This is a genomic window from Caenibius tardaugens NBRC 16725 (genome assembly GCF_003860345.1).
Classification (GTDB): Bacteria; Pseudomonadota; Alphaproteobacteria; order Sphingomonadales; family Sphingomonadaceae; genus Caenibius; species Caenibius tardaugens.
In genome coordinates this window covers 1,868,889-1,885,330 of sequence record NZ_CP034179.1, presented here as the reverse complement: position 1 = coordinate 1,885,330, position 16,442 = coordinate 1,868,889, and the positions used below count along the sequence as shown (strand labels likewise).

The 16,442-nt window shown below is 59.5% G+C and carries 22 protein-coding genes; 10 read left to right on the top strand and 12 right to left on the bottom strand.

Features of this window, described 5'->3' with window-relative positions; translation table 11 throughout:
• Positions 1 to 2 precede the first annotated feature (2 nt).
• The 4 genes from EGO55_RS08655 to EGO55_RS08640 are packed head-to-tail and all read left to right on the top strand — an operon-like array spanning position 3 to position 2,759.
• Positions 3 to 1,463, top strand: coding sequence for a TolC family outer membrane protein (locus tag EGO55_RS08655; RefSeq protein ID WP_021689821.1), 1,461 nt, complete (start codon positions 3 to 5; stop codon positions 1,461 to 1,463).
• Positions 1,464 to 1,481: 18 nt separating this feature from the next.
• The gene (locus tag EGO55_RS21515) at positions 1,482 to 1,940 is read left to right on the top strand and encodes a DUF2497 domain-containing protein (protein ID WP_021689822.1); all 459 of its coding nucleotides are present in this window, start codon (positions 1,482 to 1,484) and stop codon (positions 1,938 to 1,940) included.
• A gap of 16 nt (positions 1,941 to 1,956) precedes the next feature.
• Complete coding sequence (locus tag EGO55_RS08645) at positions 1,957 to 2,391, top strand: acyl-CoA thioesterase (RefSeq protein ID WP_021689823.1); 435 nt, start codon at positions 1,957 to 1,959, stop codon at positions 2,389 to 2,391.
• Complete coding sequence (locus tag EGO55_RS08640) at positions 2,388 to 2,759, top strand: (2Fe-2S) ferredoxin domain-containing protein (protein ID WP_021689824.1); 372 nt, start codon at positions 2,388 to 2,390, stop codon at positions 2,757 to 2,759. Before EGO55_RS08645 ends, EGO55_RS08640 begins: the two co-directional genes overlap by 4 nt.
• A 49-nt stretch (positions 2,760 to 2,808) precedes the next feature.
• Here the strand turns inward: EGO55_RS08640 and EGO55_RS08635 are convergent, their stop codons facing one another.
• A complete protein-coding gene (locus EGO55_RS08635) occupies positions 2,809 to 3,123 on the bottom strand; it encodes a hypothetical protein (RefSeq protein WP_021689825.1) in 315 nt (104 codons plus the stop codon).
• Positions 3,124 to 3,273: 150 nt separating this feature from the next.
• Between EGO55_RS08635 and EGO55_RS08630 the strand changes: the two genes are divergently transcribed.
• The 3 genes from EGO55_RS08630 to xth all read left to right on the top strand — a co-directional run bounded on the left by EGO55_RS08630 (position 3,274) and on the right by xth (position 4,908).
• On the top strand, positions 3,274 to 3,702 hold the full coding sequence (locus tag EGO55_RS08630; protein ID WP_021689826.1) for a CBS domain-containing protein: 429 nt from the start codon (positions 3,274 to 3,276) through the stop codon (positions 3,700 to 3,702).
• 82 nt (positions 3,703 to 3,784) lie between these two features.
• Entirely contained in the window at positions 3,785 to 4,126 is a 342-nt protein-coding gene (gene erpA / locus EGO55_RS08625; protein ID WP_021689827.1) for an iron-sulfur cluster insertion protein ErpA, read from the top strand.
• An 8-nt stretch (positions 4,127 to 4,134) separates the two neighbouring features.
• Positions 4,135 to 4,908, top strand: coding sequence for an exodeoxyribonuclease III (gene xth, locus EGO55_RS08620; RefSeq protein WP_021689828.1), 774 nt, complete (start codon positions 4,135 to 4,137; stop codon positions 4,906 to 4,908).
• A gap of 108 nt (positions 4,909 to 5,016) precedes the next feature.
• Here the strand turns inward: xth and EGO55_RS08615 are convergent, their stop codons facing one another.
• The 10 genes from EGO55_RS08615 to EGO55_RS08570 form a co-directional block, all read right to left on the bottom strand.
• Complete coding sequence (locus EGO55_RS08615; RefSeq protein WP_021689829.1) at positions 5,017 to 5,688, bottom strand: cell wall hydrolase; 672 nt, start codon at positions 5,686 to 5,688, stop codon at positions 5,017 to 5,019.
• Positions 5,689 to 5,880: 192 nt separating this feature from the next.
• Positions 5,881 to 6,222 carry a DUF1491 family protein gene (locus EGO55_RS08610; RefSeq protein ID WP_040715263.1) on the bottom strand — a complete coding sequence of 114 codons (342 nt, stop codon included), beginning with the start codon at positions 6,220 to 6,222 and terminating at the stop codon, positions 5,881 to 5,883.
• A gap of 1 nt (position 6,223) precedes the next feature.
• Positions 6,224 to 6,685: a PaaI family thioesterase gene (locus tag EGO55_RS08605; RefSeq protein WP_040715275.1), complete on the bottom strand. Its 462-nt coding sequence runs from the start codon at positions 6,683 to 6,685 to the stop codon at positions 6,224 to 6,226.
• The gene (locus EGO55_RS08600) at positions 6,675 to 7,136 is read right to left on the bottom strand and encodes a PTS sugar transporter subunit IIA (protein WP_021689832.1); all 462 of its coding nucleotides are present in this window, start codon (positions 7,134 to 7,136) and stop codon (positions 6,675 to 6,677) included. The genes EGO55_RS08605 and EGO55_RS08600 overlap by 11 nt, the downstream gene beginning before the upstream one ends.
• A 126-nt stretch (positions 7,137 to 7,262) precedes the next feature.
• On the bottom strand, positions 7,263 to 7,826 hold the full coding sequence (gene hpf / locus EGO55_RS08595; RefSeq protein ID WP_021689833.1) for a ribosome hibernation-promoting factor, HPF/YfiA family: 564 nt from the start codon (positions 7,824 to 7,826) through the stop codon (positions 7,263 to 7,265).
• Between the two features lie 39 nt (positions 7,827 to 7,865).
• Positions 7,866 to 8,552, bottom strand: a complete 687-nt coding sequence (dnaQ, locus tag EGO55_RS08590) for a DNA polymerase III subunit epsilon (protein WP_021689834.1) — start codon at positions 8,550 to 8,552, stop codon at positions 7,866 to 7,868.
• Between the two features lie 39 nt (positions 8,553 to 8,591).
• A complete protein-coding gene (gene coaE / locus EGO55_RS08585; RefSeq protein ID WP_021689835.1) occupies positions 8,592 to 9,191 on the bottom strand; it encodes a dephospho-CoA kinase in 600 nt (199 codons plus the stop codon).
• Positions 9,188 to 10,063 (bottom strand): shikimate dehydrogenase, encoded by an 876-nt coding sequence (aroE, locus tag EGO55_RS08580; protein WP_021689836.1) that lies wholly within the window; start codon positions 10,061 to 10,063, stop codon positions 9,188 to 9,190. The genes coaE and aroE overlap by 4 nt, the downstream gene beginning before the upstream one ends.
• Positions 10,060 to 10,659 carry a Maf family protein gene (locus EGO55_RS08575; RefSeq protein ID WP_021689837.1) on the bottom strand — a complete coding sequence of 200 codons (600 nt, stop codon included), beginning with the start codon at positions 10,657 to 10,659 and terminating at the stop codon, positions 10,060 to 10,062. Before EGO55_RS08575 ends, aroE begins: the two co-directional genes overlap by 4 nt.
• The gene (locus tag EGO55_RS08570; protein WP_021689838.1) at positions 10,656 to 11,501 is read right to left on the bottom strand and encodes a pyruvate, water dikinase regulatory protein; all 846 of its coding nucleotides are present in this window, start codon (positions 11,499 to 11,501) and stop codon (positions 10,656 to 10,658) included. Before EGO55_RS08570 ends, EGO55_RS08575 begins: the two co-directional genes overlap by 4 nt.
• A gap of 322 nt (positions 11,502 to 11,823) precedes the next feature.
• Here EGO55_RS08570 and hemE point away from each other — a divergent pair, with 322 nt between their 5' ends.
• From hemE to rho, 3 genes are all read left to right on the top strand, one after another.
• Positions 11,824 to 12,849, top strand: coding sequence for a uroporphyrinogen decarboxylase (gene hemE / locus EGO55_RS08565; protein ID WP_021689839.1), 1,026 nt, complete (start codon positions 11,824 to 11,826; stop codon positions 12,847 to 12,849).
• Between the two features lie 49 nt (positions 12,850 to 12,898).
• Positions 12,899 to 13,324, top strand: a complete 426-nt coding sequence (locus EGO55_RS08560; protein WP_021689840.1) for a CopD family protein — start codon at positions 12,899 to 12,901, stop codon at positions 13,322 to 13,324.
• 201 nt (positions 13,325 to 13,525) lie between these two features.
• Positions 13,526 to 14,791 (top strand): transcription termination factor Rho, encoded by a 1,266-nt coding sequence (gene rho, locus EGO55_RS08555; RefSeq protein WP_021689841.1) that lies wholly within the window; start codon positions 13,526 to 13,528, stop codon positions 14,789 to 14,791.
• 60 nt (positions 14,792 to 14,851) lie between these two features.
• On the opposite strand, the gene EGO55_RS08550 is transcribed toward rho, so the two are convergent.
• Positions 14,852 to 16,438 carry an FMN-binding glutamate synthase family protein gene (locus EGO55_RS08550; protein WP_021689842.1) on the bottom strand — a complete coding sequence of 529 codons (1,587 nt, stop codon included), beginning with the start codon at positions 16,436 to 16,438 and terminating at the stop codon, positions 14,852 to 14,854.
• Positions 16,439 to 16,442: the final 4 nt, after the last annotated feature.

The following is a 16,442-nucleotide window of genomic DNA, read 5'->3' as shown; positions in this document are numbered from 1 at the left end:
ACATGCGTTTGGGGGGATCGCGAATCGCCTTGGCCGTGGCGCTGCTGGCTGCCTCTGCCATGCCCGCGTATGCGGACACGCTGCGTGAAGCCCTGGCCAGCGCCTACAACACCAACCCGACCCTGCAAGGTGCCCGGGCCAGCCAGCGCGGCGTGGACGAGAACGTCGTCATCGAACGCGCGGCGGGCCTTCCCGCCGTTCATGGCGACGCCAGCTACACCGAAATCCTCGATGACACCTACAGCGACCCGGGCAATCTCTACCCCGACAGGCAGCTCAGCGGCGGGCTCTCGCTGACGGTTCCGGTCTATTCGGGCGGGGCGGTGCGCAATTCTGTGCGTGCGGCGAAAACCCGCGTCAAAGCAGGTCAGGCCGACCTTCGGGCAACGGAATCCGCGATTTTCAGTCAGGTTACCGCCGCCTATATGGATGTGATCCTGAACGAGGCGGTCGTCGGCCTCAACGCACATCTGGTCAATGTTCTGTCCGTGAACCTGCAGGCCACCAGCGATCGTTTCGAGATAGGCGATCTGACGCGCACCGATGTCGCGCAATCCACATCCCGTTTGCAGCTGGCGCGCGGTGATCTGCGCACGGCGCAGGCGAATCTGGTGGAATCGCGCGAACGGTACATTCGCCTGGTCGGTCACGAACCCGGGCACCTCGCACCGCCGCCGCCCTTGCCCGGCCTGCCCGAACAGGTGGACGAAGCCGTCACGATTGCCCTGCAATCCAATCCCGACCTGATCGCGGCACAGGAACGCGCCAAGGCTTCGGACTACGATATCGAAGTGGCCGGCGCCACGCGTCTGCCCAAAATCGAACTGTTCACCAGCGGCAACGTTGTCGACACGCTGGGCAGTGGCCCACTGGACACCCTGTCGGGCACCGGCAAGGATCGGACCACATCGGCCACGGCCGGGGTGCGGGCAACGATTCCCCTTTATCAGGGTGGGCGGCCCGCCGCGCTGGAACGACAGGCACAGGCTGGTTCCGCCGCGGCGCTGGAACAACAGATCGAAATCGAACGCGGTGTGATCGCACAAGTTCGCGCCGCATACTCCAGTTGGCAAGCCGCCAACGCCATCATTGAATCCAGCAAAAGCGGGATCGCGGCAGCCGAACTGAGCCTCGAAGGCGTGCAGGCGGAAAACACCGTCGGTAATCGCACCATTCTCGATATTCTCGATGCGCAGCAGGAACTGCAGCGCGCCCGGGTGCAACTGGTCACGGCGCAACGCAATGCCTATGTCGCCGGGTTCACACTGCTTGCCGCCATGGGCAAGGCCGAAGCGCGCGATCTCGGCATCGATACCGGGGGTCCGCTTTACGACCCGCAGGACAATTATCGCAGGGTGAAAGGCAAGATATTCGACTGGAGTTTCGATCCCGATCCGGTCGCCCAATCCACCCGCACCGTTGACACGCCGGCCCAAGACGGCGAAATTTCCGCTTCAAACTAAGGGGCTGGGTTAAAAAGCATGCGGCAAGAGAACGAACCTTCGGTCGAGGAAATTCTTGAATCGATCAAGAAAGTGATCGCACGCGACAATCGCGACGCTGCCGCCCAACAGCGCCGTCAGCGCGAAAATACCGGTATTCCAACGGGTTCCGAAGAATCCGCCACGATCGATGATAATGCTATCCTCGAACTTGGCGGGGATGCCGAACTCCTGCTCGAACACGTTGCGGACGATGGCGAATCGCTCGTGAACGCAGAAGCCCGTAGCTCGATGCGCGAATCACTTGCAGCCCTCGCGATGCTGGCAGAGCCCGGCGTGCCCCCGCAGATCGTGCGTTCCGGTGAAACCTCGCTGGAAGGTCTGGTGCGCGAAATGCTGCGCCCGATGCTCGCCGATTGGCTCGATAAGAACCTGCCCGGCATGGTCGAGAATCTCGTCGCGGCAGAAATCGCGCGAATCGCCGGCAAGAAGGGCTGAGCGGGGCGCTTCTCCCGTGCCGAAACCGGATGCCGCGCTGCTTGACCCTGCACGCTATGTGCACACGTGCAGCATTCCGACGCGCTATGGGGATCTGGATCCCAACCGCCATATCAACAATGTCGGGCTGATCCGGATTCTGGAAGACGCCAGGCTACGCTTCATCCTGGATTGCAAACCGGACGGCGGAACGCTGTACGATTGGCAGATCATGACAGCCAGTCTGGCGACAGAATTTCTCGGCCAATCCTACTATCCCGATCCAATGGACGTGAAAGCCGCGTTTTCACACATCGGGAACTCCAGTTTCACCATGGTGCAACTGGCGCTGCAGCAAGGGCGCCCCGTCGCTCTGGTCACCACAGTCATCGTCTGGGTGGTGAAGGATCGCCCCACCGCTATTCCAGAGGCTTTTCGAGCGGCGCTGGAACCCTATATGTTGCAGCCATGACCGTTTCCCATCATCAACTTGAAAAGGCGCGCAAGGCGCTCGCCACCAATGGCGGCAATGCCATCCAGCGACACATCTTCCTCTGTGCCGAACCACAAAAGGGGGAATGCTGTTCGCCTGCGGTGGGTGCCCCTGCGTGGAAATATCTCAAGAAACGGCTGAAAGAGCTGCGTCTGGATCGTGATGGCGGCGTTGCGCGAACCAAGGCCGATTGCCTGAAGATTTGCGCTGCCGGGCCGGTCGCCGTGGTTTGGCCCGATGGGGTCTGGTACCACAGCTGCACGGAAGACGTGCTCGAACGGATCATTCAGGAGCATCTGATCGGCGGTCAGCCGGTCGAGGATTTCCGCCTCTACCCTGCGGATTGACGGTTCAGGCCGAAGCTTTTCAGGCTCGCGCGCTTTAGGCCCACGCGCTTCAGGCCTTGTCGGCGGGGCCATCCGGTTGCTGTTCGTCGTCCAGTGGATCGAGAATCGATTCGTCATGTCCGGTGCCGCTGGAGAGAAATACCAGCCCCATCAGCGCGGACATAAGCAGCATGGCAAAGCCGATGCCTAGCGCTGTGGCGATGTAAAAGTGTACCGAGACAAACCCGTTATGCTTGTAAAGCAACGCCATGGACAGGATCACCACTGCCAGCGTAATGCCCATCATGAAGCGCATCAGACGGCGATAGCGCGCCCAGGCGAAGGCAGCCTTTTCAGGATCGTCGAGCGGGGACCGGGGTATCATGTCCGCCCCTGTGCACCGCATTATCGTCCAAAGCAAACGGGCATTGCGGGTTGATTGGCGCATTTTGTCCCTTGGACTGGCTGATTTCTGGATAATCCTTTCACTTCATGGCATGATCGGCGGACAAGAACGAAAAAAGGAGAGTGCTTGGTGAATATCGCCCGGATTCTCGAACTGCGTGACGGATCGGTCCATACCTGCAGCCGCTCCCAGGGTGTCGCGGAAGCGGCGCAACTTCTGGCAGAACGGCGGATTGGCGCACTTCCGGTCATGGATGGCGATGACGTGGTCGGCATCTTTTCCGAACGCGACCTGCTCTACTGCGTGGCGAAAGTCGGCGCGGCCGCACTGCAACTCACCGTTGGCGAAGTCATGACCTCCCCCCCTATCACCGTGTCTCGCGACACGGACGTGATGGAAGCGCTAGGCTTGATGACGCGGCGGCGCATTCGTCACCTGCCCGTGATCCATAATGGCAAGATGATCGGCCTGATTTCGATCGGCGATCTGGTGAAGGTGCGGGTCGAAGCGGCCGAATCCGATGCAGAGGCAATGCGTACCTACATTCAGACAGCCTGATCGGCCCAGACCGGCCTGATGGATTTGCTATGGATGTCGGCATGTGTCTTGCCGCAGGGCGGTACGCATCCTACATCAGGGCATGGCCACACAATCCCCCTCGCATGTTTCCCTCACGCCCTCGGCTGCCGCGCGCGTGGCAACCATTGCGCAGAAACAGGCAAAACCCGCCATGCTGCGGCTGTCGGTGGAAGGCGGCGGCTGTTCCGGTTTTCAGTATAAGTTCGGCCTCGCCGATAGCGTCGAAAACGACGACGCCGTTGCCGAAACCGATGGTGTGAAGCTGCTCGTCGATCCGGTCAGCCTCGATCTCGTGGCCGGTTGCGTGGTCGATTACGTCGAATCACTGGGTGGTGCGGCCTTCCGTGTCGAGAATCCCAACGCCACCGCAGGATGCGGTTGCGGTTCCAGCTTCGGCATCTGATCATCGCAATGCGCATCGCTACGTTCAATATCAACGGCATCAGGGCACGCCTGCCGCGCGTCATCGAGTGGCTCGAGGAAACCCGGCCAGCGGTCGCGTGTTTTCAGGAAATCAAATGCCAGGACGAAAATTTCCCGCACGATGCCTTCGAGGCGATTGGATACAAGGCGATCTGGCAGGGTCAGAAAAGCTTCAACGGGGTGGCCATTCTCGCGCGGGATGAAACCCCCGTGGAAGTGATACGCGGTCTTCCCGGCGATCCCGAAGACGAACAGTCACGCTATCTCGAAGCCGATGTCGGCGGGGTGCGTATCGCCTGCCTTTATCTGCCCAACGGCAACCCCCGGCCCGGTCCGAAATTCGACTACAAACTGCGCTGGATGGAACGTCTGCGTAATCGCATGGCAGCTATCTGGGCTGAAGAAGTCCCCGCAGTGGTGCTGGGCGATTTCAACGTGATCCCCGAAGACAAGGACGTCTGGTCACCCGCAGCGATGGCCGACGATGCGCTGATGCAGCCCGAATCCCGCGACGCCTATATGCGACTGCTGCACGATGGATGGACTGATGCCATCCAAGCCCATAACCCGCGTGGCGGCGTGTGGACTTACTGGGATTATCAGGCTGGCGCCTGGCAACGCGATCACGGTTTCCGGATCGATCATATCCTGCTGTCGCCGGAATGCGCCGATCGCCTGATCGCAACGGGGGTAGACCGGGCCTATCGGGGCCGGGAAAAGGCCAGCGATCATGCGCCTGTATGGGTCGAACTGCGCACCTGAACAGGGCGTACGATCAGCCTGCGACGCCAAACAACGAAAAGCCCCAGTCCACCACGATAGTGGACTGGGGCTTTTGGATTCGGCGATCAACCCGCCGCCGTGCCGGGATCAACGATAGAAAACGTGATTATGGACCTGTGCGACACGCTGCAGCCGCCAGCGGGGCGACACATAGCGTGCATGAAAGAACAGAGCGCCCTGTGCCGGGCTTTTCCAACTGCCTTCGTGCGCAATCTGTGCGATCGCTTTCGCCGTGCGCCAAGCCGCAGACCCGGTGCGAATGGCGGGCATCTGGCCACCGCGAATGAAGGAAAACTGTGAGGGCTGGAACAACACGCCGCAATAGCTGGACGGGAAACGACCCGAAGTCGCGCGATTGACGATCACATGACCGACAGCCAGCTGCCCTTCGAGCGGTTCGCCCTTGGATTCGAAATAGATTCCTGCGGCAAGGCAACGCATGTTCTGCGAAAGCGTGTCGTCGACATCGGTTGCGGCAACCAGTTCACGCAGCGAAGCGTGCGAGCCGTCATCATCCGTAGTCGGGGTTTCGGACGTTTCAGCCGGAAGTTGCTGCACCACTTCCTTGGCAGTGAATACCACCTGCGTCGCCTCACTCGTCGCCTCTGTGGCCGTCGAGGAGGTGAGGGGGAGTATCTCACTTAACAGGCCCGGCGTATAATCCTGGGCTGCGGCGCCGGAGCTTTCTGCGGCGAAAAGTGCTGTAATCAGCAGAGCGGCAACGGCAAAGGTTCCGGCCACCCGGGTCTGACGACTCATTCAAAATATCACTATAGGCGGTGAATGCGCCCGACGCAGGCTGTCGATCCGTCGCACCGGAGCGCGTTACGAACCGGAAAAGAACCTGCCGGCCATTCCCCGTCTGCGTGCTAGCCCAAAGAGCCGAATTGCTCGATCAGCCGCCTGCGCACACGTAATTTGAAGGGCCATTTATTTTGCGCTGCAGCAAAGTCAATCGTTTTGCGCAGACAAACCGATAAAACGTTCTGCGTTCGGGATATCCAGTTCCACAATCCAGGTATCCTGGTCCTGATGCCTGCGCCGATCCAGATAATCCAAAAATTCTGAAGTATTTTCAGTATCTTCTACTTTAACCGACACCCATTTACGGTCACCCGACACGTCCGGCATACGTTCATAGAGGCGCTGATTTCTTCCATGAAGACAACAGACTACAAGAATGACTCCAGCGTCGTGTTCGCCTTTTTGCAGGACGGTGGCAAAGCCCCCCGCAACCTGCACCGATCGCACAAGCCCGCCGACTTCCAGATGCGCGGGCAATCGTTCCGTCATGTCAGGGGCGATAACCGGGAAGGCTGGACAAAGGGATGTGCGAACGCATGAATGTTCCGGTACCGCGGCCGATTTCTTCGCCTTCTTCGTCCACCAGGTTCGCTTCAGCAACCAGCACCCTGCGGCGACCGCTGATCCAGCGTCCTTCCGCGATGATCTTGCCGGATTTGACTGGTCTGGTGAAATGGAGGTTGAACGATGTTGTCAGAAGGAATCGATCGCTAACCAGCGTATTGGCCGCATAAAAGGCGGCATCATCCAGCATTTTGAAATAGATCGTGCCGTGCGCTGCCCCCGCGGCGTGAAAGTGCCGCTCATCGATCGTGAACGTGATGCGCGCCCTGCCATCGCCAAGAACGGCAAGCGACGAATCGAACAGGCGGTTTATCGGTGCGGACGCATAGAGCGCTTCCAGCGCCCGCCAATGCAAGGACGCGCCGCTTTCAGATGTATCAGGCTGCATCCCGGTCGATAACATTCGTGAGGAGCGCAAACAGCGCTTCCTTGTCCTTGGCATCGCTCAGCGCGGCATGCAGGGTTTCATCCCGCACCATGCGGGAAATCGCGGCAAGGGCCTGCAGATGGCTTGCACCGGCGTTTTCGGGCGAGAGCAGGCCAAAAACCAGATCAACAGGCATGCCGTCGGCCGCAGCGAATTCCACGGAGTTTTCCAGCCGCAGGAATACCGCAACCGGGCGTTTCAGCCCGGGTACCCGTGCATGGGGGATCGCCACGCCCCGGCCAAAACCGGTGCTGCCGAGTTTTTCCCGTTCCTCGATCCGCTCCAGCACTTCGCTGGCTTCGAGTTCGTAAACACGGGCAAATCGTTCGGCCAATGCCTCAAGAATCGCCTGTTTGCTGTCAGCAGTAATCGTGGCCACTGCATCGGGAAGTAACGAATAGAGCGTAGTCATATGAATCGGCTTTGTGAATAGGCCCGCGTAAACACGGGTCAGCTGCACTTGTCGCGGAAATCCGCCCGGCCTCTCACTCTCTGAGTAATAGGGAAACCGGGCGGCGCGATTAATGCATTACCCGGTTCAGGACGGTTCAACCCAGCCGATTGACCCATCGTTGCGGCGGTAGACCATATTATGACGTCCAGTGCCAGCATTTTTGAAGAACAGCGCATTGGTGTTCCGCAGATCGAGCTGCATCACGGCATCCGAAACCGTCGCTTCCGGAATATCCACGCGCGTTTCAGCAATCACCGGCGGCGCATCGGCCACGACTTCTTCTTCCTCATCGGAAAGCGCGAAAATCGTGTAGGCAGCGTCTTCTTCCCGCGCGGCGTGTGCAATCTGCTCATGGCGGTCTTTCAGGCGGCGCTTGTAACGTCGCAGCTGCTTGTCAATCTTTTCCGCCGCCTGATCGAGCGCGACATGCGCATCATGGGCAACGGCATGTCCCTTGAGGATCAGACCCTGCATCACATGCGTCACGATATCACAACTGAAAGCACCGGCGGGCGCCTTCCCAAACGTGACGTTGGAGGACAGCGCGCGACCGAAATACTTCTCGACGATGCCGTTGAGGCGGTCGGAGACATGTCCCTGCAGGGCTGCACCGGTTTCCATCTGGTGGCCTGACACGCGAATATCCATAATGTTGTGTACTCCTTTCATATCGACCAGACCGGCATATCAGCCGGACCACAGAGGCGATTTGATCGATTCCAAAAAGCTGGCATGGCGTGCCAGCTCGTCAGCACTGGCCGCATGCGGCCGTGCCGGACGAAACACTCTCTCCCGCGCGGCCACCGGCACTGCGGCGGCCACAATCGGATCATCGGCCTGCGCGGCCAGTTCAAGACCAATCTGCCGGCCACCCGTCAGCTCGACATAGACCTGCGCCAGCAATTCCGCGTCCAGCAATGCGCCGTGCTTGGTCCGATGGCTGCGATCGATACCATAGCGCGTACACAAGGCATCGAGCGAGTTTTTCGCGCCGGGATGCCGTACGCGTGCGATCGCGACCGTATCAACCATCCGCGTGAGCGAGATCGCTTCGAGGCCACAAATATCGAGTTCCGCATTAACGAAGCCAAAATCGAATCCGGCATTATGCGCAACCAGCGGCGAATCCTCGATAAAGGCGAGAAATTCTTGAACCCGTTCATGGAAACGGGGCTTGTCCGAGAGGAATTTTTCCGAAAGCCCATGCACGGCTTCCGCTTCTGCCGGCATGGAGCGATCGGGATTGAAATAGGCGTGAAAGGTACGACCGGTCAGAACCCGGTTGACCATTTCGATGCATCCGATTTCGACGAGACGGTCCCCTTTCCTGGGGTCCAGACCTGTGGTTTCCGTGTCGAAGATGATTTCGCGCATCGTTTCCTTACTATCCACCCGCAAGACGCCGGAGGCAAGTCAAATAGAGCGGTGGCGCAAGCTTTCAATCACCCGACCAACCGCATCGCGGGTTCGCTCCAGCGTGGTGCCCGTATCGATCAGATAATCGGCCCGCGCGCGCTTTTCCGCATCGGGAACCTGCAACCCGAGCACATGCGCGAATTTTTCCGGTGTCATGCCCGGACGGGCCAGCACACGGGCGCGCTGCACCTCTGCCGGGGCGGAGACCACAACAATCGCGTCGACCCGGTCCCAGCCGCCTTTTTCAAACAGCAGGGGCACATCAAACACCACCAGCGGCATGGCCGCATGTTCCAGCAAGAACAGATCGCGCACCCGCCCGACAGCAGGGTGCACGATCGCTTCCAGGCGGGCGAGGGCATCCGGATCACCGAACACCTGATTGCCGAGCGTGGAACGATCGACACCGTCCAGCCCGGTTGTGCCCGGAAAAGCCGCTTCAATGGCCGGGAGCAACGGCCCGCCTGGCCCCTGCAGCTTGTGCACTTCGGCATCGGCATCGAATACCGGCACGCCCGCTTCGCGAAACATCTGCGCGACTGTCGATTTGCCCATACCGATCGATCCGGTCAGGCCGAGAATCACGGGGCGCGTCATGCGATCAACAGGCCGCGCAATGCGGTATCGCCGTGATCGCGGGGTGGAGCCACGCCAAAAAACCGTTCGAAGGCTTCCGCCGCCTGCCCGATCAGCATCGAAAGGCCATCGACCGTGCGAAATCCCGCTGCCCGCGCGGCCTTGAGCAACGGCGTATCCAGCGGATGCGTCACGATATCATAGACGATGCTGCCCGGCGGCGCGTGGCTCAGTTCAAAGGCGAGCGGCACCTGCCCTTCCATACCCAGCGGGCTCGCATTGACCACCAGATCGAAGCAACCTTTCCGGTCGTCAAACGGGAAGTCAGTCACGCTCGCAAAATGATCGAGCGGGGCGACATGATGTTCGCCACCCGGATCGAGTTCATTGAGCAGCGCGCGCGCCTTTTCGGTGTTGCGCCCGGCCAGCACGATCATCACATTTTCCCCTGCCAGCGCCGCGATAATCGCCCGCGCCGCGCCGCCCGTGCCAAGCACCCGGGCCATACGGAACAAATGATCCTGTGCCAGATAGGGCCGCAACGGCTCCAGAAAACCGCCAGCGTCGGTATTGTACCCGACCAGCCCCCCTCCTTCGGGCACGATGGTATTCACCGCGCCAATCCGCGCGGCAAGCGGATCGAGCTTGTCCAGTAATGGAATAACCGCCTGCTTGTGCGGCATGGTCACGTTACAGCCCCGCCACAACGGATCGCCCCGCCGCTCGGCAAGATAATCCTCCAGTTGCGCGACCGTCACATGGGCCGCGCGATAATCGGCATCAAGGCCAAGCTGCCTTATCCAGTATCCATGAATCGCTGGTGATTTCGATTGCACGATCGGATCGCCGATCACTTCGGCATATGGCCGTGTCGCGGCAAGGGGTTCTGTCATGCCGGGATTCCGCCATACTGGCGCAAAGCATCGAGCACGGAAAGCAAAGGCATCCCCAGCACGGTAAACTGATCTCCCTCAATCGTTGCGAACAGGTGTGGGCCAAGCGCTTCTATTCGAAAGACTCCGACGCAGCCGCTGACGGCAGGCCATTCCTGCTGAAGGTACCAGCCGATGAATTCTTCCGACAAGGGCCGGACCTGCAACCGGGCGCAATCGGCGGCCTGCCAGACAATCTGCCCATCTTGGGCCAGTGCCGCCGCGCTGTGCAGTTCCATCATGCGGCCTGAAAAGAAACGCAGATGTTCGGCCGCATTATCCCTGTCCACAGGCTTGTCGAAACGCCGGCCATCCACAACAACCAGGGAATCACTGCCCAGAACCAGTTCGCCGGGGCAGCTCTGTGACACGGCCAAAGCCTTGGCTTCGGCCAGTGCCAGCGCGGTTGCATGGGCTGTCGTATCCTGAAGATTCGCCTCAAGCGCGCGTTCATCAATATTTGCGGGCACGCAGCGATAGGCGACGCCCACCGCGTCGAGCATGGCCCGGCGCGATGCGCTTTTCGACGCCAGCACCAGTGCAGAAAAAACGGTCATATCGGTTTGGGCCCCTGTTCCTGCGACGCGGCACCATGATCGCGTTCCCCCTGCAGCCGAAGGATGGCGGCGGCGGTTTCCTCGATCGAACGGCGCGATACATCAATCACAGGCCAGCCATTATCGGCAAACATCCGCCGTGCAAATTTCAGTTCGCGCTGGACCGCCTCGAGATCGGCATAATCGGTTTCGGTCGCCTCGTTGAGCGAAAGCAGGCGGTTGCGGCGGATCTGCACCAACCGGTCCGCTGCAGTGATCAACCCGACGACCAACGGTTTGCGCAAGCTGAACAGCGCCCGGGGCGGAGGGGATTCAATCACCAGCGGGATATTCGCAACCTTGTAGCCGCGATTGGCCAGATAGATCGACGTCGGTGTCTTGGACGTGCGCGATACGCCCGCCAGAACGATATCGGCATCTTCCCAGTCTTCCCAGCCGATCCCGTCATCATGGGCAATGGTGTAGTGAATGGCGCCCACCCGTGCGAAGTAGGCATCGTCCATCAGGTGCTGGCGCCCGGGGCGTCCTTTCGCTTCCTGCCCAAGCTGGTTCTGCAAGGCGGCAATCACAGCATCCAGCGCCGACACGGCCGGCAATCCCAGCGTGGTACAGCGCGTTTCCAGCTGTTGCCGGATATCGGGATTGACCAGCGTAAAGATTACCAGGCCGGGATGCGCGGCGATTTCCGCCAGAATACGCTCCAGATGCTGTTGCGATCGCACCATGGGCCAGAAATGGCGGACAACATCGGCATCGTCGAACTGTGCCAAAGCCGCCTTGGCGATCATTTCCAGCGTTTCGCCGGTAGAGTCCGACAGAAGATGCAGGTGCAATCGCTTCATGGATCGGAACGCTTCCTCAGCCTGTGGACAATCACCGGCATAAATCACGGGACGAAACGGGGGACAAGCGCAGGGACAGATTTCATGCCCGATTCCGGTTATCCAATCTGACTCTTGCAGACAGGTTGAAAGGTTTATCGACAGCCTGTGGGCAACGGGGACAGATTGTCATTGACGCGTCATAAACAGGAGTCGGGATTAGTGGTTCCTCTGTTCAGCGCGGGAGAAATCGGGCAAGGCCCGGCAATCCCCGATATCCACAGACCAACAGAATCCATCATCCTTCTTATAAATATTCTATTATTTAGATTGGACCTTCCCGATGCCCGGCCCGCTGCTTGATACCCTGCATGGCAAATCGCTGTTTCCCCGCCCGATCTGGCTCATGCGCCAAGCGGGACGTTATCTCCCTGAATACCGTGCCTTGCGCGCGGAAAAGGGCGGATTTCTGGAACTGGTGTACGATTCAGAGGCTGCTGCCGAAGTAACCGTGCAACCGATCGACCGGTTTGGTTTCGATGGTGCGATCCTGTTTTCGGATATTCTGATCGTGCCTTACGCCATGGGGCAGGATCTGCGTTTCACCGCTGGGGAAGGGCCACGGCTGTCCCCGACACTGGTCGATCATGCTCTGGAAAGCCTTCAGGCTGTTCCTGAGCGTCTTTCGCCCATCTACGAGACGGTGACTCGGGTGAAGGCCCGACTGGGCTCACAGACGACGTTGCTGGGCTTTGCAGGCAGTCCCTGGACAGTGGCAACCTACATGGTCGCAGGGGAGGGTAGCCGTGACCAGCATGTCACCCGCGCCATGGCCTATCGCGATCAGGCAGCGTTTCAGGCGATTATCGATGCAATCGTGGAGGTAACAGTCGATTATCTGTCGGGGCAGATTGTGGCGGGCGCGGAAGCCGTCCAGTTGTTCGACAGTTGGGCAGGCAGTCTCGCGCCAGCGGAATATGAACGCTGGGTCATTGCCCCCAATGCCGCCATCGCGGCGCGCCTGCGTGATCGCCATCCCGATGTGCCGATCATCGGATTCCCCAAGGGTTCGGGCGAAAAGCTGCCTGCCTATGCACGGGAAACGGGTGTCGACGCCGTGGGTGTGGATGAAACCGTCGATCCGATATGGGCGGCAAAGACCTTGCCCGAAGGCTTGCCGGTGCAGGGCAATTTCGATCCGCTGTTGATCGAAGCGGGTGGGGACCTGCTGGAACAGCGGGCCATTGCCCTGCTCGAGGCCTTTGTCGACCGGCCGCATGTGTTCAATCTCGGTCACGGGATCGGGCAATATACCCCGATTGCGCATGTGGAGCGCCTGATTGCTGCCGTCCGCGGTTGGAGGGGGTGACGAACGCGCCTCTCTGCCATACATTTCCCCCATGCAGGACGTGCTTTCCATGACCTATTTCTGGCTTAAGGCTGGTCACATCATTTTCGTGATTTTCTGGATGGCAGGGCTGTTCATGTTGCCCCGCTATTTCGTCTATCATCAGGAATCCGATCCGAATTCCGCTGAAAGTGCGCGCTGGATCGATCGCGAACGCAAACTGCTGAAGATCATTCTCTGGCCTTCGCTCGCGTTGGTCTGGATATTGGGACTGGCGCTGGCGATAAATATCGGTGCGTTCAGCCAGGGCTGGTTCCATGCCAAACTCGCACTGGTTCTGCTTCTTACCGCCTATCACGTCTGGCTTGCCGGTTACGGTGCCGCGCTGGCGCGGGGCGAACGCAAACTGACCGGGCGGCAGTTGCGCATGCTGAACGAGGTTCCCGGTATTGCTGCAGCGGTGATCGTGGTCCTCGTGGTGATCAAGCCGTTCTGACCGGAATGATGCCTGCGCGAGCGGCAAGTATCTGACAGCACTGAATCGTTTTATCGCAGGATCGATTGACTGCGCGCGTTGTCATGCCTATTTCAGCGCGATCCAATTCCGGCATGGTTGCATTTATCCTGGCAACACGGTCCGCTTTCCCCAAGCCCCAGAACCGGCCGGCCACATCACTATTATTCGGAATCCCGAAACATGCATTTGAAAGAACTTAAGAAAAAAACTCCGGCCGAGCTTGTCGAAATGGCCGAAGAGCTGGGGGTCGAAGGGGCCTCCACCATGCGCCGGCAGGATCTGATGTTTTGCATCCTGCGCGAACTGGCGGAGGACGAGGAATACGAACAGGAGATCATGGGCGTCGGCACGATCGAGGTCCTGTCCGACGGGTTCGGTTTCCTGCGCAGCCCCGAAGCGAACTATCTCGCGGGCCCCGATGATATCTACGTATCGCCCAACCAGGTCCGTAAATGGGGTCTGCGTACCGGCGACACCGTGGAAGGTGAAATTCGCGCACCCAAGGATGGGGAGCGGTATTTTGCCCTCACGAAGCTCACCAGCGTCAATTACGACGATCCGGACATGGTGCGCCATCGCACCAATTTCGATAACCTGACGCCGCTCTATCCGGACGAGAAGCTGGTTCTCGATACGGTCGATCCTACGGTGAAGGACAAGTCCGCACGCGTGATCGATATTATCGCGCCGCAGGGCAAGGGGCAGCGCGCCCTGATCGTCGCACCGCCGCGTACGGGTAAAACCGTTCTGCTGCAGAACATTGCCAAGGCGATTACCGACAACCACCCCGAAGTGTTCCTGCTGGTTCTTCTGGTCGATGAACGTCCGGAAGAAGTCACCGACATGCAGCGCAGCGTGAAGGGTGAGGTGATCTCCTCAACCTTCGACGAACCCGCAAGCCGTCACGTGCAGGTCGCTGAAATGGTGATCGAAAAGGCCAAGCGTCTGGTCGAACACAAGAAGGATGTGGTGATCCTGCTCGACTCGATCACGCGTCTGGGCCGTGCCTACAACACCGTTGTGCCCAGCTCGGGCAAGGTTCTGACTGGTGGTGTCGATGCCAATGCGCTGCAGCGGCCGAAGCGTTTCTTCGGTGCAGCCCGTAATATCGAGGAAGGCGGTTCGCTTTCGATTATCGCGACCGCGCTGATCGATACGGGCAGCCGTATGGACGAAGTCATCTTCGAAGAATTCAAGGGTACGGGTAACTCGGAAATCGTGCTTGATCGCAAGGTTGCGGACAAGCGCATCTTCCCGGCGCTCGATGTCGGCAAGTCCGGCACCCGCAAGGAAGAACTGCTGGTCGGAAAGGATCAGCTTTCGAAGATGTGGGTCCTGCGCCGTATTCTGATGCAGATGGGCACGATCGATGCGATGGAATTCCTTCTCGACAAGATGAAGGATTCCAAGACCAACGAAGACTTCTTCGCCACGATGAACCAGTAATAGGTTTCTGCCACAGCATGGCCCAGGTTATTAGCGCCGGGCCATGCTGTGATTTGGCGATCAGGCCACGCGGCGGAAGGTTTCCGCGCTGGCGGCAGCCCATTGGCGGGCAAGATGCGTGGCTTCCGGTTCGGTCAAGAGTGCCCCTTCGGGCACAAAGTCGTAGATGCGGTCCACAGCGTCGGCACGGGCTGAATTGATCCGCTCGCGCATGTCCATAGGCGCAATTTGCCATGGATTTTCCAAACCCATCGCAATCACGATTTCGCGGAAGGCGTGCAGTGTATGGCGCTGGAAACTGGCAACACGCTCAGCCTTATCATTGACCACGAGACCACGCTGGCGCCACGGTACTTGCGTGGCCACCCCGGTGGGGCACAGACCGGTATGGCATTGCATTGACTGCACGCATCCCAAGGCGAACATGAATGCGCGGGCAGCGTTGCACCAGTCCGCACCATAGCCCAGCAATTCAGCGATGCCTGCGCCTGAATGCACCTTGCCCGATGCACCGATCCTGATGTCCTGCTTGAGCGAGGCGCCAACCAGCGCATTACGCACCCATATCAGACCTTCGCGCAAGGGCATCCCGACGCTGTTGGTCAATTCAACCGGTGCCGCGCCGGTGCCGCCCTCGGCACCATCCACAACGATATAGTCGGGTTTTATTCCCGTACGCAGCATTGCCTTGGTCAGCGCGAGAACTTCATGCGGCTGCCCCACGCACAATTTGATGCCGACGGGCTTTCCATTCGATAATTCGCGTAATTTCTGAACAAATTCAAGGAGTTCTATTGGGGTTGAGAACTCGGGATGGGCGGCCGGAGATATCACGTCCTTGCCAATCGGAACACCGCGGGTTTCGGCAATCTCGCGTGTGACCTTCGCACCCGGGAGCATCCCGCCATGCCCGGGCTTGGCACCCTGGCTCAGCTTGATTTCCACCATTTTGACCTGATCGCTTTGCGCCTGCGCGGCAAAACGTCCGGGATCGAACCGGCCGGTGTCCGTCCGGCATCCGAAATAGGCACTGCCCAGTTCCCAGATCAGATCGCCCCCGTGAATCCGGTGGTACGGGCTGATCGATCCTTCCCCGGTATCGTGGGCGAAATTGCCCAGTTTGGCACCCTTGTTCAGCGCTTCGATCGCCCGTGCCGACAGGGAACCGAAGCTCATTGCCGAAATATTCAGCAGCGCGGAAGAATAGGGTTGTTTGCAGTCCGGCCCGCCAATAGGCAGTCGCCATTCCTCGGGAATATCGGCATTCGGGACTATCGAATGGCCCAGCCAGCGATACTCGTCCGAATAGACATCAAGCTCGGTACCCATCGGATGGGTATCCAACTCGTTCTTAGCCCGCGCGTAGATAAGGGCGCGTTCGTCGTGGCTGTATGGTCGCCCTTCCAGATCGCCTTCGATAAAATAGGAGCGGACGTAAGGTCGAAGATCTTCGGAAAGCCAACGCAGACGCGCAATCAGCGGGTAATTGCGACGCAGCGTATGGCGTGGTTGCAGGAAATCCCACAGCGTTATCAGGAGGATTGGTATGGTGATCCACAAGGTCCAATGGAACCGCGAAATGGCTGCGGAAGCGGCCACTGCCGCTATTGTCACCAAAGGGACGACGTAGCGCAAAGGCAGTACCATGCCG

Excerpts from the sequence above, each read along its gene's own strand:
- xth (WP_021689828.1), top strand. The coding sequence starts at position 4,135 with ATGCGCATCGCTACGTTCAATATCAACGGCATCAGGGCACGCCTGCCG.
- EGO55_RS08635 (WP_021689825.1), bottom strand. The coding sequence starts at position 3,123 with ATGATACCCCGGTCCCCGCTCGACGATCCTGAAAAGGCTGCCTTCGCC.
- EGO55_RS08605 (WP_040715275.1), bottom strand. The coding sequence starts at position 6,685 with ATGCAGCCTGATACATCTGAAAGCGGCGCGTCCTTGCATTGGCGGGCG.
- hpf (WP_021689833.1), bottom strand. The coding sequence starts at position 7,826 with ATGGATATTCGCGTGTCAGGCCACCAGATGGAAACCGGTGCAGCCCTG.
- EGO55_RS08570 (WP_021689838.1), bottom strand. The coding sequence starts at position 11,501 with ATGAAGCGATTGCACCTGCATCTTCTGTCGGACTCTACCGGCGAAACG.
- EGO55_RS08600 (WP_021689832.1), bottom strand. The coding sequence starts at position 7,136 with ATGACTACGCTCTATTCGTTACTTCCCGATGCAGTGGCCACGATTACT.
- EGO55_RS08575 (WP_021689837.1), bottom strand. The coding sequence starts at position 10,659 with ATGACCGTTTTTTCTGCACTGGTGCTGGCGTCGAAAAGCGCATCGCGC.
- EGO55_RS08560 (WP_021689840.1), top strand. The coding sequence starts at position 12,899 with ATGACCTATTTCTGGCTTAAGGCTGGTCACATCATTTTCGTGATTTTC.
- aroE (WP_021689836.1), bottom strand. The coding sequence starts at position 10,063 with ATGACAGAACCCCTTGCCGCGACACGGCCATATGCCGAAGTGATCGGC.
- EGO55_RS08640 (WP_021689824.1), top strand. The coding sequence starts at position 2,388 with ATGACCGTTTCCCATCATCAACTTGAAAAGGCGCGCAAGGCGCTCGCC.
- EGO55_RS08550 (WP_021689842.1), bottom strand. The coding sequence starts at position 16,438 with ATGGTACTGCCTTTGCGCTACGTCGTCCCTTTGGTGACAATAGCGGCA.
- erpA (WP_021689827.1), top strand. The coding sequence starts at position 3,785 with ATGGCCACACAATCCCCCTCGCATGTTTCCCTCACGCCCTCGGCTGCC.
- EGO55_RS08615 (WP_021689829.1), bottom strand. The coding sequence starts at position 5,688 with ATGAGTCGTCAGACCCGGGTGGCCGGAACCTTTGCCGTTGCCGCTCTG.
- rho (WP_021689841.1), top strand. The coding sequence starts at position 13,526 with ATGCATTTGAAAGAACTTAAGAAAAAAACTCCGGCCGAGCTTGTCGAA.
- hemE (WP_021689839.1), top strand. The coding sequence starts at position 11,824 with ATGCCCGGCCCGCTGCTTGATACCCTGCATGGCAAATCGCTGTTTCCC.
- EGO55_RS08655 (WP_021689821.1), top strand. The coding sequence starts at position 3 with ATGCGTTTGGGGGGATCGCGAATCGCCTTGGCCGTGGCGCTGCTGGCT.
- coaE (WP_021689835.1), bottom strand. The coding sequence starts at position 9,191 with ATGACGCGCCCCGTGATTCTCGGCCTGACCGGATCGATCGGTATGGGC.
- EGO55_RS21515 (WP_021689822.1), top strand. The coding sequence starts at position 1,482 with ATGCGGCAAGAGAACGAACCTTCGGTCGAGGAAATTCTTGAATCGATC.
- EGO55_RS08610 (WP_040715263.1), bottom strand. The coding sequence starts at position 6,222 with ATGACGGAACGATTGCCCGCGCATCTGGAAGTCGGCGGGCTTGTGCGA.
- dnaQ (WP_021689834.1), bottom strand. The coding sequence starts at position 8,552 with ATGCGCGAAATCATCTTCGACACGGAAACCACAGGTCTGGACCCCAGG.